The sequence below is a fragment of the Viridibacillus soli genome, from assembly GCF_016612995.1.
GTDB lineage: Bacteria > Bacillota > Bacilli > Bacillales_A > Planococcaceae > Viridibacillus > Viridibacillus soli.
This window is the reverse complement of record NZ_JAEOAH010000024.1, coordinates 41,319-56,770: the sequence shown is the minus strand read 5'-3', so window position 1 is coordinate 56,770 and position 15,452 is coordinate 41,319. Positions and strand designations below refer to the sequence as shown.

Here is a 15,452-nt window from a genome sequence, read left to right as displayed (position 1 = left end):
TTACTTTATTTATACCCTGAAACAATAAAAGTATCCGAGAAATAATAAAAACCCTCTCTCATTGCTTAAGTGCCAATTGTTGAGAAGGTTTGATAAAATTCTATTGTTTTATTTTTAAAAACATTAGCAAGACTCAGGCGTACCTTCAGTTTTTGCAGCAGGACGCAACCAAATAGGTTAGCGTCTTTTTTATTTCAAGCGATTGTCTCGTCTACGTATCGCCTCTTCCTCTTCCGCTCCCAATTCATGATATCGGAAGTGTTTTTGTTGTATGTTTTATTAGTTGTTCTGTAATATTTCTATAACTTCAATTTTTCCGTTAATAAGTAACTCAGGAAGTTCATTATTCTTATTACCATTCCAATACGCTTTTGCTTGTTCAATTTTTTGAGAGAATGGGATTGCATCCGCTTGTGGTAATAATTCTCCATCTCCCTCGAAATAATTTCCTTTAACTTTAAGTTTTACAATTTGTAGGATTTTACGATTATATGATTCAAAAACTGCTTTCCATTTCAATACTTCTTCGTAAGTCTTTGCAGCATAGAGGCAAGATAATCTTGAAGGATATTCAGGAAACTCCTGTAGACGAACCATTTCAACTATAGTTTCACGTATTGCCCTAATTGTTTGGTCTACGTATTTGACTGTAACCTCTGTATCTTCAGCATTTAATTGCAAACCATCACAATTAAAGTTTTTCTGCAATATTTGAATAAAATCTTCCCCCTGCGTGTTTACTTGATTTTTTTCGAAAAAGAAATTGTAGAGCGTATTTGGTTGGTTTTCATCAAAATGAATGACTTGACCTAATTTCATTTTTTTACGAGTCACTAGATGATAGACATAAAGTTCTTTACTCAATAGTATACCCACCTTTTAATTGTAATATTATGTTAATTTAAATTATACTACGTTTTAGGTTTAACAAGGGGATTAATGATTTATTAGTCATTTCATCGACCGTTTTAGTAGCTCCACCTTTTAACGTATGCGGTTGTTCTCGTTGTTCTGACGGTAGTGTAGCGATTTCATATAGTGCTTGCATACCTAGTTGAGTGTACGTACACTCGTCAGATAACTCGTCTACAATACGTATGAATTTATCCGCCTGTGCCCTATCTATTCCGATTTCTTCTTGACACCATTTCAACCATTTCCCAGGAACTAAGTCTTTTTCTTTAGCGTGCTTCAAGCGTTTACCAATCTCGAATATAGCTTCGCCGGCGACACGTTGATACGCGTTTATTTCTGCGGTAATTACGTTGATTTCCGTTGATAATGCGAATTCTTGCGTCTTGACCAAAACCTCCTTTTTTTTCGTGCGATTCTCGTGGCTAATTGGCGTCGTTTGCGCTAGATGGACGATAATATTTTTTATCTTTTAATCACTTAATTACTTGACTTTGCCTTACGAACTTTGACACAAAACTGATTGCTTGGTACAGGCTCGGCGATAATTTGTCTGCTTAGTTCTCAAATAGGCGATATATTAATCTACTTGAAAACGCATTTAAGAAGCCAGTCCGTAAAATAGCGCCAAGTATTCGAATAATCATCTTGTGTTCGCTGGCGGATACCTTCGCCCACTTTCGCGATAATAAAGTAACTCCAAGCATCTGTTAATCCAATCGTGTGTATTCGTTCGGCAGAAGTAGCACGCTCACTTACCTTACTTCTTCGCTTTTTAATCGACCTATTTTCTTCCAAAACAAAAAACGCCCCCTTACGTATCGTTAAATACGTGAGGAAGCGTCTATAATTAGCGCTGATATTCAAATAATCGCGGATAGTCTACTAACAACTATCAGAAGTAAATACGTAAGCATAACGGTACACTGTCCGGACACTCAACGGATTAGCAAGACTCAGGCGTACCTTCAGTTTTTGCTGTTCTAAATGAAGTACCACAGCCACATGATGCTATAGCATTTGGGTTTTCGATGGTAAATCCTCCACCCATTAGTGATTGTTTATAATCGATTTTCGTTCCTTTAAGGATTGGTGCGTCTTCACGGGAAACGAGCATTTGTAAACCGTATTCTTCTTGTATAAAATCAGCTTCTGTTTTTTCGTTTTCAAAACCCATACCGTAAGTCAGTCCACTACAGCCGCCACCTTTTACAGAAACTCGTAAAAAAGCGCCTTCTTCTTCGTTATGCTGCATCATTTCTTTTACATGGATAGCAGCAGCTTTAGTAATTTCAATTACTTGCGTCATCCGTGTCACCTTCTTTCGTATTACTATCATAACAATATTTTATGTTGGAGTAAAACAACTCATACTCGAAAAATAGACACTCTTTCGGTTCTCTTATCTGATATAATTGGTCCGTATACTTTAATAGGAAATGGGGACTATATAATGGAAATTTCACCTTATTACGAGAAGCAAATTGACTGCATTCATTGTAAAAAGAAATTCAATACAACAAAAGTGCGCTCAAAATTTATTAAAATCAGTAATAATGAAAGTGATTTTCACCCGATTTATGAAAATGATGTGAATCCTCTATTTTATAATGCCTTCGTTTGTGAACACTGTGGGTTTTCTTTCACTGAAGACTTTTCGAAATACTTTGCACCAGGGACATACGAAGCTATCGATGCGCAAATTAGTGCGCAATGGCACAAGCATTCATTTGGCAAAGAAAGAACACTTGATGATGCTTTGCAAGTATATAAATTAGCACTGGTTTGTGGACAAATTAAAAAGGAAAAGCATATTACATTAGCCGGACTTGCTCTTCGGACGGCTTGGTTATACCGCACTATTAAAAATACGGAGCAGGAAGACCGTTTTATACAAATTGCACGCGATCAATATATAGATGCATACTCTAATGGTGATTATAACGGTACTTCAATGTCCGAAGTTCGCGTACTCTATTTAATTGCAGAGTTGTCTAGAAGATTAGGAGACCGAGAAGAAGCCATTCGTCAATTCTCTCGCGTAATTGAGAAGCAACGTACTTCAAATGAAATAAAGATTATCGAAATGGCAAAAGAACAATGGCAAATAATGCGTCATGAAAAAGAAATGGAAGAGCATTCGGAAGTACATTAACTTTTCATTTCAACAAAAAAAGAGCCTACAAGGGCTCTTTTTTAATGCTTTTGTAAGTAGTTGCTTAGAATACTTGCTCTACCTCAACAACGCCTGGTACTTCTTCTAATAATGCGCGTTCGATCCCTGCTTTTAAAGTGATTGTAGAACTCGGGCAGCTACCGCATGCACCTAGTAAACGTAATTTTACGATACCATCTTCTATATCAACTAATTCACAGTCTCCTCCATCACGAAGAAGGAACGGGCGTAATTTATCTAAAACTTCTTGTACTTGTTCTTGCATTTTCTATCGACTCCTTTCCTTATAATCATTATAATATCAGACGAACGCAAAGGAAAGTACTTATACGCTCATTTGTTGGTATAACAGTATTTTAGGTAATTATGTCGAATGGACACTTTGTAACGGCGTATAAATAAATGTAAATATCTTGGAGAATTTTAAAATAAATACGCGAACAGACGCACTTTTTTTGACCGATCATCCGAGCGGTCTTTTTATTTACCCTCACAAAGGATATATTTCCCTGTATATTGTTAAAAAGTATAATTAATCGCATTCGGTCAATATTAAAACAATGGTGTCCTTTAAAAAATTATAAAGCTTGGTAGGTGATGTTTTGAAGCTTAACCATTTATTAATTTTAACTGTATGTGTTTTAACCATCTTAGTATTTTACGCTGGTTTTAGTAATGCTTCTGACAAAGGAAGGCGATACTATGAAGAATCAGGGCAAATGCTTTGGGATATTAACACGGATGAGAAAATTATTGCTTTAACATTTGATGATGGTCCACATCCAAGGTACACAGAGCAAATTTTGGATTTATTGACTAAACACAAAGTTAAAGCGACTTTTTTTGTTATTGGAGAAAATGCAGAGAAACAGCCTGAACTAGTCCTACGGGAATATAACGAAGGACATGAATTAGCAAATCATACGTATACACATACGTATAACCAATCAGTTAATGTTCTGGAAAAAGAATTAAAAAAGACAAACGACCTTATACACAAGATTACAGGCTTTTATCCAGTGTTATTTCGACCTGTAGGTGGGCAATATGATGACAATATGATAAATGTTGCTGTGAAAAACGGCTATAAAGTAGTCATATGGTCTTGGCACCAAGATACGGAAGATTGGAAAAGTCCAGGTGTTAATAAGATTGTAAAAAAGGTATTGAATAATACGAAACCCGGTGATGTTATCTTGTTCCACGACGGAGGTGGTAATCGGACTCAAACTATAAAAGCGCTTGACAAAATATTACCTGAACTTCAAAAACAAGGCTATAAATTTGTAACCATATCGGAGCTTATGGATAGTAAAAATGAATAGAATCACCATTTATTGGACGTGTTGATCATTGTGATATCTATATTATAAATGTTTTATTTTCAGCTTTATGGGAATCATAAGTTTCAAAACTTGAAGGGAGGTTTACTTATGTTTAGCTTTATCTGGTTTCTTATTATCGGTGGGATCTTAGGATGGTTAGCAGGATTTATTTTAGGTAAGGATGTCCCAGGTGGAGTTATTGGTAATATAATTGCAGGTATTATTGGAGCTTGGATAGGAGGAAAACTATTAGGCCGATGGGGTCCAACGCTTAGTGATTTCTATATTATTCCATCCTTGATTGGTTCCATCTTGTTGATTTTTATCGTAAGTTTCATTATGAAAAAAATGCATACTAGATGATGAAGACCTGGGCTTTTTGCTCAGGTTTTTTGTGTGAGAAATAATTTGTTTTTCTGTAGATACGCTTCAATCGAGCGGTCTTTTTTATTTCCTTCACAAGTGAAAGCTGAAGCAAAGTGCCGATCGCTCTTGTTCTTTCTCATCATTATAATATCAGACGAACGTCAAGATGGGTAACTACATGAGAAGGTTTTGACAACCTTCTCATTTTATTAGCCCGCTAAATTAACGTTTTTTTATTTTCACAAAGGAGCTATTAAAATTGACAGTGACAATTGCACTCTTTATCTTTATATTTAAATGTATATACATATGGTAAAAAATTTATTACTGAAAACGAGAGGATGAATTGTTAATGACAAAATGTACAATTGCAATCGAAATATACGGAGCTAGCATCATGTGTGCAAGCTGTGTCAATGCACCTTCTTCAAAAGATACTTATGAATGGCTACAAGCTGCGATTAATCGGAAATATCCAGAACAGCCGTATCATATCACTTATATTGATATCGAACATCCTACGCAAAATGAACGCCATCAGCAATGGGCAGACCGAATAAATGAAGATGAATTTTTCTATCCATTAGTTTTAATAAATAACGAAGTCATTGGAGAAGGCTATATTCAATTAAAGCCCGTTTTCAAAGAGCTTGAGAAATTAGGATTTGAACCAATTGAAAAAGAAGCATAAAAAAGCTGTCTCGCCTCGCATTATTTGCGAAAGAGACAGCTTCTTTTTATCCGTTGTGGCGCTTGTACATCCATAGTAAGCCTGATTTCATCAAACGAGCGATACGACCTGTTACAGTCTTATCTGCTAAATAGACGAACCCTTGTTTCTTACCTAATGCGCCCATAAAGCCTTTCAGCTTAATTTCCGGCATTTTCTCTGGTAGTACTTCGCCTTTCCAACGTAATTTTAGTACGCGTACAATATGTTCTGCTTGTTCCTCAGCTAACTGAGCACTTGGTCCAAATTGTGAAGCAGCACAGTCACCAACTATATAGACATTCTCATCATTTGGTAAGTCCATATATTGAGTAACAACTACACGACCTGAGCGATCTGCTTCTAATTCTAAGTCACGAACAACTTTTACTGGTTGAATACCAGCTGTCCAGACAACTGCATCAACTGAAATATGTTCATCATGATTAAATAATTCGTTTTTCTCTACTTTGGTAATATTAGAATTTGCAATTACTTCGACGTCATTTTTGTCGAACCATTTTTTTACGTAATTACTTAAGCGTTCTGGGAAGTCTTTTAAAATACGCTCGCCACGGTCAAATAATTTAATTTTTAAATCTGCGCGACTTTCACGTAATTCACTTGCTAACTCAATTCCACTTAAGCCCGCACCAACGATTCCTACGACAGAACCCGATGGAAGCCCACAAAGTGTGTTATAAGTTTCACGTGATTTAGCCATTGTTTGGATGCTGTACGTATATTCATCCGCACCAGGTACGCCGTGATACTTATCTTCACAGCCTAGACCAATAACTAAATCATCATACTCAACACTTTTGCCGCCTTCTAGTAGTACAGCTTTGTTTGTTTTATCAATTTTCTCAATTTCTCCATATACAACAGATAAGCGTTCATGTTCAGGGAAACCTACACGAATATGCTTTTCAGGTGTTGTACCTGCAGCTAAAGCGTAAAATTCAGTTTTCAAGCTATGGAATGGTGCACGGTCTACTAGAGTAATTTGTACATCTTCTGGTAAATTATTTGGCAATAAACGCAAAAGAATACGCATATTACCGTAGCCACCGCCTAATAAGACTAATTTTCTCATAGTAATCTCCTTCTTATTACAGTATTACATTTCGTTGCATTTCAAATCTTTCCAATACCGAGTATAAACGATTGTGAGAAGTTTCACAATATAGACTCGAAAATTGACGAATGAAAAAAAAAATAGTAGCATTTCGAGTAGTGAGGTGAGGCGCACATGAATCCACTTGTTGAGTTTTGTGTTAGTAATTTAGCAAATGGCTCCCAAGATACATTTGAAGTGCTAGAAATGGATCCGAATATAGATGTTTTAGAATATGGCTGCTTGAGCTATTGTACGAAATGCTCTGATACATTATATGCACTTGTAAATGGCGAAATGGTCGAAGCTGAAACACCGGAAGAATTAACAAAAAAAATCTATAAATTTATTGAAGACAACCCTTTATTCTAAAGAAAAAAGTCGCAAACTATGTTTATAACTACATAATTTGCGACTTTTATTATATTATAACCAATCAAGTAAGCTATTAACCGTAAATGTTGGTTTTTGCGCCTTTTTTAGCACTAAATCAGTAGGGGTCACCCCTGTGTTAACATGCAACGTATCAATACCAAAATTGATACCTGCTAATATATCTGTATCATAATTATCACCGATCATGAGCATATCTTCTTTTTCAAGCCCATGCAATTGTTGTAAAATGGCTAACATATGAGGCTGTGGCTTCCCGATATATGTAGGTGCTACGCCTGTCACTGTATGAATTAACTCCGCAATCGAACCATTTCCCGGTGCAAAGCCCTTTTCATTCGGGAATTTTAAATCACCATTTGTTGCGATAAATTGCGCCCCATTTTGCACAACGTAGCAAGCATTTTCTATTTTAGAATAATTTATTTCTAAATCAATACCTTGCACTAGCACATCTGGTTGCTCCTTCGTTATCCTAATATTTTCAGCGAGCAAAGCCGCTTTTAAGCCCTCTTCACCTATCATTTGCACCGTTGCATTTGGATAGTGTTTACTAACATATTTAGCTGCTGCAATTGCTGAGGTTAAAATATGCGCTTCAGATGTCACGATGCCCATTTTCTGTAGCTTCTGCTGTGCTTGTCGTTGTGTCATTCTTGCGTTATTCGTTACAAAGAAGGGCTCTACACCGTTTTTTTGCAATTCATGTATAAATGTCACAGCTGAAGGTATCGGCTCACTCCCCTTGTACACAGTGCCATCTAAATCGAAACAATAGGCTTTATATGCCTTCATTCATTTTCCTCAGGTATAAATGCTGATACTGGTCCAAGTTCATTCACTAAATAATAATCTACTTTTGGAGCAAATGCTTTAAGAGCTTCTAAGTTATTGTTTAATACCGTAACGATTTCTTCATCATTCACTTCTAAAATATCACGAACAAGAGCACGTCGTAAGCTGATTAATTCTTTTAATGGCTGATCCATTTCAAGAGTAATTACTTTTTCGTCAACTAAAATATCGATGATATCTTCGTAGCTACCAGGATCACGCATAATAAAACCATCAATCATCGAGTTACCAACGTCAATAATCGATTCGATTAATGTATTCGCAATACGTTCCACAGCCAGTTTGCGGATATCATCTGACAACCAGTCATTCTGGCTTTCAAATGTTGCAATTAATGAATTCATATATTCAAGATTTTTTATAATTTTTTTACGGTCAACGAAATACACAGTACTTCCTCCATTCAAATTGTAAAAGTTGATAGTCTACTCCTTTATATAGTACCATATCTTTAGAATCGGAAGGAGTTGCGCGCACAATGGAAAGATTTTTCTTATACGACGATGTCGAGGATACAAAAACACGTTTTGTCAGCTTCACAGGCGAATCGCAACGCTATGATTTAGCTATTTTACAGAGCGCTCGCTTTTTCGGAAAAGTGCTCGTTTTAGATATGCAGCACGGCCGTTTCGCTATTGTCGGCTCAGATGACCTAGAAGAGCCAGGATACTTAGAGCAAATATATAACCGCCCAGAAGACGAAGCACAAGAACTAAGAGAGTACTTGCAAGAATTGATCTTTTAAATGCTGAAGCGGACCGTTTAATCCCGACAAGCACTGTAGCTCTCGAAACAAAAGCATCACTCCAGCTTTTGTCCGAGAGAGCGGAAGTGACCTCGAGGGATTGGCCGCTGAAGCTGGATCTGCTTAATGCTGAAGGCGCTCGTTCAATGGCGACAAGCGTTGGAGGTCTCGAATCAAAAGCATACTTTCAGCTTTTGTCCGAGAGAACGGAAACGACCTCGAGCCGTTAGCGCCTGAAGCTGGATACGCTTAATGCTGAAGGCGCTCGTTTAGCTGTGAAGCACGTTGGAGGACGGAAGCCAAAGTCGCCCTTTGACTTTGAGCGCCCGGCCGAAACGTCGCGAACAGCTAGCGCCTGGAGCTGGATACACTTAATGCTGAAGCGGGCCGTTTAATCCCGACAAGCACTGTAAAAAGGAACACAGTCTAAGAACGCCACATCCGGTGGCAACGACTGCGTGACCCGCATCGTGCGGGCTCGAAACAAAAGCATCTCTTCAGCTTTTGTCCGAGAATAGAGGAAGGCAACCTAAGTTCGCGACGTCCTGTCGCAACGGTTGCATGACCCACATCGTGTGGGCCCAAGTGACCTCGAGGGATTGGCCGCTGAAGCTGGAGATGCTTCATGCTGAAGGCGCTCGTGCAACGGCGACAAGCGTTGGAGTTCTCGAATCAAAAGCATACTTTCAGCTTTTGACCGAGAGAACGGAAACGACCTCGAGCCGTTAGCGCTTGAAGCTGGATATCCAACTTCGATAACTGAGAGCATAACTTTTATAACTCAAGCACTAGCTTTGATGACTCAGAGCTCAGCTTCTATGACTCAGACCAACTGTAATGACTCAAATCCTATCTTTAATGACTGAGTGCTCATCTATTATGACTCAATCTTCTACTTCTACGACTTAGCCTACTCTAATTTCAGAGAAGGCTTTTTATTGAAATATAAGAACGTCGTCTAGCGATTTTTAAGCATAGTCACCTGTCTAATTCGCAAAAATTGTCCTACACAATATTGTAAATTCCACTTGAACGAACATAGATCACTAAAATGGAGCTTTTATTCCACACCCTGATTAACTAAACCCTAGCTACGAACCTGACAAAAAAACATCAATCCCGACTATTGAAGCTCGGAATCGATGTTTTTTTGTGGTTCTTCAAATGTTTCGGTGACGATGATTTCTGTATCAATTTCAGCCTCTAGTACGACCAATTCTGACACTTCCTCTTTTACAGGGATCGGTGCCTTACCGGTCTTTTTCAATACGAAATATGCACATCCAAAATTACAAAACTCGTATAGATAATCTTGTAACGTACTAATTTTAGTATCGAAAGAAGCCTTTTGATTTTTGTCATCAAAAAAGCCCTTTAAACGTAGTTGACCGTATCCCCAGTCGCCTACTATATAGTCATATTTGGTTAAAATATCGCTGAAGCGTCCAAGAAATTCTTCTTCTTGGAAGCCTTCGCGATAATCTGTCAATACATCATAGGCCATGCGTTCAGCAATGATCATGTTACCACCATCCGTTAGTTATTCGTGACAGCGCCTTGTTCCTCGCCTAGCAGCTGTTTTTGTTTCGCTGCAGCATTTACTTGTTCATCGGCATGATAACTACTACGCACAAGTGGACCTGCTTCACAATGTGAGAAGCCTTTGCTCATCGCAATTTTGCGCAGTTTACCAAATTCTAATGGTGAATAATATTTCTTCACCGGTAAATGTTTTTTCGACGGCTGTAAATATTGACCAATTGTCATAATATCTACATTGTTTGCGCGTAAATCGTCCATTACTTCGATTATTTCTTCTTCTGTCTCACCAAGGCCAAGCATCAATGACGATTTAGTAGGAATATCAGGTTGCATTTCTTTTGCACGACGCAAAAATTCCAAAGAGCGATCGTATTTTGCTCGAGCGCGAACTCTTGGTGTTAGACGGCGTACTGTTTCGATATTATGGTTTAAAATATCGGGTTTTGTATCCATTAAAATACGTAAGTTTTCTTCCAATCCACCCATATCTGAAGGTAAAACTTCGATTGATGTGAATGGACTTTTACGACGGATAGCGCGGACAGTTTCCGCAAAAACTTCTGCTCCTCCGTCTTTTAAGTCATCTCGGGCTACTGCCGTTACAACGACATGCTTCAAGTTCATGATTTCAACTGAATCTGCTACGCGTTCTGGCTCTGCTGTATCCAATTCCGTTGGAAGACCTGTTTTAACCGCACAGAAACGACATGCACGTGTACAAACTGCTCCTAAAATCATAAATGTAGCGGTACGTCTTTCTCCCCAGCACTCATGAATATTCGGACATCTAGCTTCCTCACAAACTGTATGTAAATTCTTTTCACGCATTAATTTTTTGAGGCCTTTGTAGTCATCATTTGTATTCAGTTTTATTTTTAGCCACTCCGGTTTTCTTAAATGTTCCCCTTTTGTAGGTTTACATGATGTCATCGAAGATACAGCTCCCATCATTAAGCTTATTTATATATTGTTTTTCTTTTGTCAATGTAACATAATAAGTAGCTTCAAACAACCTTCGAATACTGATGTTGTCAAAATATTTCGCAATACCTATCTTTATAATCCACTATTAACTAAAAAAAATTAAAAAGGGATATAGTATCCCTTTAATCCAACTTAACCGGCACCTCGATTGATGGTTGTGTCCCACCATCCTTCGTATAAATATTAGGTACTTTTCCGTTAATCAAACCAATAGCAACTGGGATACGCTGCTCTACAGTTGTTGATTTAGTAGCGAGTGGCACAATGATTTGGACATTTACTGTTATATGGATACGCACTTCAACATACGCATTATTAATACCAAATTCTTGAATATATGATTCAACATCTGTATGTACACTACCGATGACATGAAAACGAATTGGAATTTTCGGTCCTAAATTACCTAGCAATGGAATATTTGTTGCCTGCCCAATTGGAACAAAAAAGACAACCCCTCCATCTTGTTGCATTGCATCGGCATCATATTCAATATTTTCTAATTGAGGCAGATGACTTAAATTACCTTCTTCTGATTCTTCAAGATGTGTTTGTACAAGTTTATGCGTTTCTGCCATAACACGGTTGATAATTTCCGTATTAAATTTTGTTGTTACGCCCCCTGAGTTATTAGACGGTACGTCTTCCATTATATCATTGACGTCTAGCACATTGGCGGTTCTTGAATTAATTGCTTGACTAATAACATGAGATGCAATTTTATTTGTTTGTACTTCTGCATATCGCAAGTATGTTGGCATCAATTTTACATTCACCGTATAAAATAGGAGCGCAATCATGCATACCACGCTAACGATAAAAATCGGTAATGCTCGAGAGCGTTTTCGCCCTTTTTGCACTAATAATCTACGTCTTCGTTTCGGTAAACGCAAAAAAATTCCCCCTAACCATATGCTATGATTAAGGGGTATTCTTTATTCACTATGTATAAGATATTCCACTTCAACCTGCTGTATTTTAACTGCTGGTTCGTCTTCCAAACAGCTTTCATACGTCGCTGACAATAGCTCACCGTTCTCCTCGAAAATTCGAATCCAAGGTCTTTCAGGAGCCATACGATTTTGTTTTGAAACGATTGCACGTCGACCATCAGATAATAGAACAACCGTCCCATTTGGATAGACCGCTATACATTTTTGGAATGCTTTCACAACTTTTTCATCGTATAACGTGCCTATCCCCTGGTTAATAATTTCCATTCCTTGAGAAGGTAGCATTTTCTTACGATACACACGATTTGATGTCACTGCATCAAACACATCGGCAACAGCAATGATTTTAGCATATGGATGAATTTCAAAATCGATCAATCCACGTGGATAGCCACTACCATCAAGCCTTTCGTGGTGTTGGAATGCACAATGTGCTGAAAGTAAAGAAATAGTATGAAGATTTCTTAATAAATCAAAGCCGTATTTTGCATGAAATTTCATCGTATTATATTCTTCATTTGTTAAGCGGCTAGGTTTACTTAGAATCTCTTGTGGAATAAGCATCTTACCAACGTCATGCAACATTGCACCAATTCCAATTTGACGTACTTCATCAGATGTATACTTTAGTTCTCTCGCAATAGCAATGGAGTAAATCGCTACTTGCAATGAATGCTGATAAATATATTCATCATAAATGAATGCATCACTCAATACTGTAATAATTTCTTCGCTATTTACAATACTTTCAAGTAATTGATCAATAATGGAAACGAAATGTTTGGACTGTTGGTCTAAACAATAAGTTGAATCTACGTTTTTCCGATCCTTTAGCATGGTGAAGGAACCTGTAATTTTCTCTACAGCTTGTCTTCTTGCATGCAACGGTACAGCTTCAACTATTTCAATACCTTGTGAAATCTTATCGTTAATATATACATATTGAACATTTAATTGTGAAAGTCGGTTGATTATTTGACTTGACGCTACAACCCCTTCATGCAATAAAGGTCTTCCAGCCTCATTCCAAATTGTCCTGCCAATCACCATTCCTGGTTGCAATACTTTAGTTGAAATCAGCCTCATACTATTTCCCCATTCATAAGCATAATCTATTCGCTATATTCTAAATTAATACAGATTTATAATTAGGTTACTTTGAATTTTCCCCTTTGAAAAATTCAAGTCCATACTGAATTAGAATATCACGTAAAAATTGAGGTAACAAGTATGTTTTTGGTGTATTTTTGAAATTGGGAAAGAAATAACCAAAAGTGTACATATCTAAAGTCACGAGTTTGTAACTCTTCTTTAAGTCTGCAACCTTACCTTCTATTACTAACTGCCCCCTATCATCCATCTCAAATCGGTAGTTTAGCATCTTCCCAAACACAACGCCTCTAAAACCTAACCCTTTAAGTTCACGTCTTGGCCAGTCTCCATTTTGTGCATCGAAATAAACTTCTCTCAACTGTTCACCTGTTAGCTCTATTACACACGCATTGATTGGATGGGGAAGCATACTATGAATATCATTTGCTGTCACTCGCCCTTTCGGAAGTCCAGTTAAAAAGATACCCGCATTAAACAGAGCGCAATCTGCTTTTGCAAACTGTAGCAATGCTTTTGCAAAAAGTCTTGATATATTAGAATGATGATACCACTCTTTATTGTAATATCTGTCCGAATAGAATACAGGTATATCCAATAGTTCATGTCCTTGTCGTTCAAGTGAGGCTACTAGCTCAACTTCTCCTTCTACAGGTGCAAGTTCTATAGATCTGTGAAGCATCGTTTTTTTCGTCACAACTTTTAATGCATCCGTATCAAATTGTATTTCGGTATGACCAACAAAGAAACCAAATTTCCCACCACCAGTTAACAGTACATCATTAACTATTTTACCTTCATGCAAAATATGATGCGTATGTGAACCAAATATCACGTCAATTTCAGGACAGAGCTCTGCTAATAACGTGTCCTCTGACAAACCGAGATGAGACATACAAACAAGTACATCTACTTTGTCACGCAACTCAACTACCTGTTTTTGCAAAGTTTTTATCGGCTCCATTACTTCCCAATCAAGCTGTTTATAAAATAGCGTAAAAGGAGCAGTGGCTGCAATAACCCCTACCTTTGTTCCAGCTTTTGTTGTATATATATGATAGAGTTCAGCCCACGTAGGCATACTACCATCATTATTACGCAAATTTGCTAATATGACGTCAAAGTTCGCCTCATTGTATAATGTATTCAAATCCTCGTTTGATAAAGTGATGCCTTCGTTATTACCGATTGTTACGGCATCGTACTTGGCATCATTTAATAGTTTCACATTCCCTTTGCCAAGCGTGGCTTCAGAATAAACATTCGAGCGATCCATATAATCCCCTATATCAAAAACAAAGCAACTATCACCCGCTTCTATATGCCATTCTTTTCTGGTCACAAGAAATTTGTGTATACGAGGCCAATGCTCAAAATGGCTATGGACATCATTTGTATGATAAAAATGGATTGTTTCAAACACAATATCACCTCTTTACATTCAGAATAGTCCATCAATAATCGAACGAATTCCTAGTAGTAATAATATAATTCGTAAAACAAGTACTAGTGTATCTGAGTTAATACGCTTATTTAGGGCTGCTCCAATTTTCGCCCCAATATAAGCCCCTGGAATTACCGGAATCGTATATATCCAAGGTACATTTCCTAAATAAATATGACTTGCTGAATTGACGATGGATGATAAAAACACCATGAACATCGATGTTGCAACAGCTACATGTGGAGGGAATAAAAACAACAAAATCATAGCAGGTACAATCATTGATCCTCCACCAATACCGAATAAGCCTGATGAAAAACCAATACCAAATGTTAATATAAGAGCAAACCAAATCGGATAGCCATATACAAATGATTTTCCATCTTGATCCGTGAAAGTTCGCTTCGTCCCATGTTCTACAAACCATTTTACAGGCTTCAATTTATCCCGCACGATCAAAATTGTCGCTAAAATAATTAGCAAAATACCAAAATATAAATTAAATGATGGTAGATCTAAACCTCTATTCACCCATGCGCCTAAAATGGTCCCAGGTATACTCCCAGCAAAGAAAATCGCTCCACTTTTATAGTCGACTGTTTTCGTTTTCATATAAGACAATGTAGATGCTAGCCCTGTGAAAATCATCATGACTACCGACAACCCAACTACCTTCTGTGGTGTCAAATCTGGTATAAATCCGAGTGACAATCCAACAAATAAAGTAGCAGGTACTAATATTACGCCACCACCTAGACCTACTAAGGCACCAACTGCACCTGAAAACAAGCCAATTATAGCGATTAAAATATACTCCATCA

20 protein-coding genes are annotated in these 15,452 nt (G+C 37.5%); 6 read left to right on the top strand and 14 right to left on the bottom strand.

Annotation, left to right across the window (positions count from 1 at the left end):
* Nucleotides 1-279: 279 nt before the first annotated feature.
* The 4 genes from JFL43_RS15165 to JFL43_RS15150 all read right to left on the bottom strand — a co-directional run bounded on the left by JFL43_RS15165 (nt 280) and on the right by JFL43_RS15150 (nt 2,221).
* A complete protein-coding gene (locus JFL43_RS15165; RefSeq protein WP_200749708.1) occupies nt 280-819 on the bottom strand; it encodes a DUF2441 domain-containing protein in 540 nt (179 codons plus the stop codon).
* An 82-nt stretch (nt 820-901) separates the two neighbouring features.
* Entirely contained in the window at nt 902-1,306 is a 405-nt protein-coding gene (locus JFL43_RS15160; protein WP_200749689.1) for a DUF3102 domain-containing protein, read from the bottom strand.
* A 191-nt stretch (nt 1,307-1,497) separates the two neighbouring features.
* Nucleotides 1,498-1,710: a hypothetical protein gene (locus tag JFL43_RS15155; RefSeq protein ID WP_200749688.1), complete on the bottom strand. Its 213-nt coding sequence runs from the start codon at nt 1,708-1,710 to the stop codon at nt 1,498-1,500.
* A 148-nt stretch (nt 1,711-1,858) separates the two neighbouring features.
* Nucleotides 1,859-2,221, bottom strand: a complete 363-nt coding sequence (locus JFL43_RS15150; protein ID WP_200749687.1) for a HesB/IscA family protein — start codon at nt 2,219-2,221, stop codon at nt 1,859-1,861.
* Between the two features lie 144 nt (nt 2,222-2,365).
* Here JFL43_RS15150 and JFL43_RS15145 point away from each other — a divergent pair, with 144 nt between their 5' ends.
* A complete protein-coding gene (locus JFL43_RS15145; RefSeq protein WP_100796153.1) occupies nt 2,366-3,067 on the top strand; it encodes a DUF2225 domain-containing protein in 702 nt (233 codons plus the stop codon).
* Between the two features lie 64 nt (nt 3,068-3,131).
* Here the strand turns inward: JFL43_RS15145 and JFL43_RS15140 are convergent, their stop codons facing one another.
* Complete coding sequence (locus JFL43_RS15140) at nt 3,132-3,353, bottom strand: NifU family protein (protein WP_100796152.1); 222 nt, start codon at nt 3,351-3,353, stop codon at nt 3,132-3,134.
* A gap of 337 nt (nt 3,354-3,690) precedes the next feature.
* Here JFL43_RS15140 and JFL43_RS15135 point away from each other — a divergent pair, with 337 nt between their 5' ends.
* The 3 genes from JFL43_RS15135 (at nt 3,691) to JFL43_RS15125 (ending at nt 5,470) form a co-directional block, all read left to right on the top strand.
* The gene (locus JFL43_RS15135) at nt 3,691-4,413 is read left to right on the top strand and encodes a polysaccharide deacetylase family protein (protein ID WP_200749686.1); all 723 of its coding nucleotides are present in this window, start codon (nt 3,691-3,693) and stop codon (nt 4,411-4,413) included.
* 108 nt (nt 4,414-4,521) lie between these two features.
* On the top strand, nt 4,522-4,776 hold the full coding sequence (locus JFL43_RS15130) for a GlsB/YeaQ/YmgE family stress response membrane protein (RefSeq protein WP_200749685.1): 255 nt from the start codon (nt 4,522-4,524) through the stop codon (nt 4,774-4,776).
* A gap of 355 nt (nt 4,777-5,131) precedes the next feature.
* Nucleotides 5,132-5,470 (top strand): YuzD family protein, encoded by a 339-nt coding sequence (locus JFL43_RS15125; RefSeq protein ID WP_200749684.1) that lies wholly within the window; start codon nt 5,132-5,134, stop codon nt 5,468-5,470.
* 46 nt (nt 5,471-5,516) lie between these two features.
* Here the strand turns inward: JFL43_RS15125 and JFL43_RS15120 are convergent, their stop codons facing one another.
* Nucleotides 5,517-6,584 (bottom strand): NAD(P)/FAD-dependent oxidoreductase, encoded by a 1,068-nt coding sequence (locus JFL43_RS15120; protein ID WP_200749683.1) that lies wholly within the window; start codon nt 6,582-6,584, stop codon nt 5,517-5,519.
* 156 nt (nt 6,585-6,740) lie between these two features.
* Here JFL43_RS15120 and JFL43_RS15115 point away from each other — a divergent pair, with 156 nt between their 5' ends.
* The gene (locus JFL43_RS15115; protein ID WP_100796084.1) at nt 6,741-6,977 is read left to right on the top strand and encodes a YuzB family protein; all 237 of its coding nucleotides are present in this window, start codon (nt 6,741-6,743) and stop codon (nt 6,975-6,977) included.
* Between the two features lie 54 nt (nt 6,978-7,031).
* Here JFL43_RS15115 and JFL43_RS15110 read toward each other — a convergent pair whose 3' ends face one another.
* Both JFL43_RS15110 and JFL43_RS15105 read right to left on the bottom strand, forming a co-directional pair.
* Nucleotides 7,032-7,793, bottom strand: coding sequence for a TIGR01457 family HAD-type hydrolase (locus JFL43_RS15110; protein ID WP_200749682.1), 762 nt, complete (start codon nt 7,791-7,793; stop codon nt 7,032-7,034).
* Nucleotides 7,790-8,242 (bottom strand): DUF86 domain-containing protein, encoded by a 453-nt coding sequence (locus JFL43_RS15105; RefSeq protein ID WP_200749681.1) that lies wholly within the window; start codon nt 8,240-8,242, stop codon nt 7,790-7,792. The genes JFL43_RS15110 and JFL43_RS15105 overlap by 4 nt, the downstream gene beginning before the upstream one ends.
* Before the next feature lie 89 nt (nt 8,243-8,331).
* Here JFL43_RS15105 and JFL43_RS15100 point away from each other — a divergent pair, with 89 nt between their 5' ends.
* Entirely contained in the window at nt 8,332-8,598 is a 267-nt protein-coding gene (locus JFL43_RS15100) for a DUF3055 domain-containing protein (RefSeq protein WP_100796081.1), read from the top strand.
* A gap of 1,123 nt (nt 8,599-9,721) precedes the next feature.
* Here JFL43_RS15100 and JFL43_RS15095 read toward each other — a convergent pair.
* The 6 genes from JFL43_RS15095 to JFL43_RS15070 all read right to left on the bottom strand — a co-directional run bounded on the left by JFL43_RS15095 (nt 9,722) and on the right by JFL43_RS15070 (nt 15,450).
* The gene (locus JFL43_RS15095; protein WP_100796080.1) at nt 9,722-10,120 is read right to left on the bottom strand and encodes a YutD family protein; all 399 of its coding nucleotides are present in this window, start codon (nt 10,118-10,120) and stop codon (nt 9,722-9,724) included.
* Between the two features lie 14 nt (nt 10,121-10,134).
* Nucleotides 10,135-11,070: a lipoyl synthase gene (gene lipA, locus JFL43_RS15090; protein WP_100796079.1), complete on the bottom strand. Its 936-nt coding sequence runs from the start codon at nt 11,068-11,070 to the stop codon at nt 10,135-10,137.
* A 176-nt stretch (nt 11,071-11,246) separates the two neighbouring features.
* On the bottom strand, nt 11,247-12,017 hold the full coding sequence (gene yunB / locus JFL43_RS15085; RefSeq protein ID WP_200749680.1) for a sporulation protein YunB: 771 nt from the start codon (nt 12,015-12,017) through the stop codon (nt 11,247-11,249).
* A 42-nt stretch (nt 12,018-12,059) separates the two neighbouring features.
* Nucleotides 12,060-13,163 (bottom strand): HD-GYP domain-containing protein, encoded by a 1,104-nt coding sequence (locus JFL43_RS15080; protein ID WP_200749679.1) that lies wholly within the window; start codon nt 13,161-13,163, stop codon nt 12,060-12,062.
* 67 nt (nt 13,164-13,230) lie between these two features.
* On the bottom strand, nt 13,231-14,610 hold the full coding sequence (locus JFL43_RS15075) for a bifunctional metallophosphatase/5'-nucleotidase (RefSeq protein ID WP_200749678.1): 1,380 nt from the start codon (nt 14,608-14,610) through the stop codon (nt 13,231-13,233).
* A gap of 18 nt (nt 14,611-14,628) precedes the next feature.
* The gene (locus JFL43_RS15070; protein ID WP_100796075.1) at nt 14,629-15,450 is read right to left on the bottom strand and encodes a sulfite exporter TauE/SafE family protein; all 822 of its coding nucleotides are present in this window, start codon (nt 15,448-15,450) and stop codon (nt 14,629-14,631) included.
* Nucleotides 15,451-15,452: the final 2 nt, after the last annotated feature.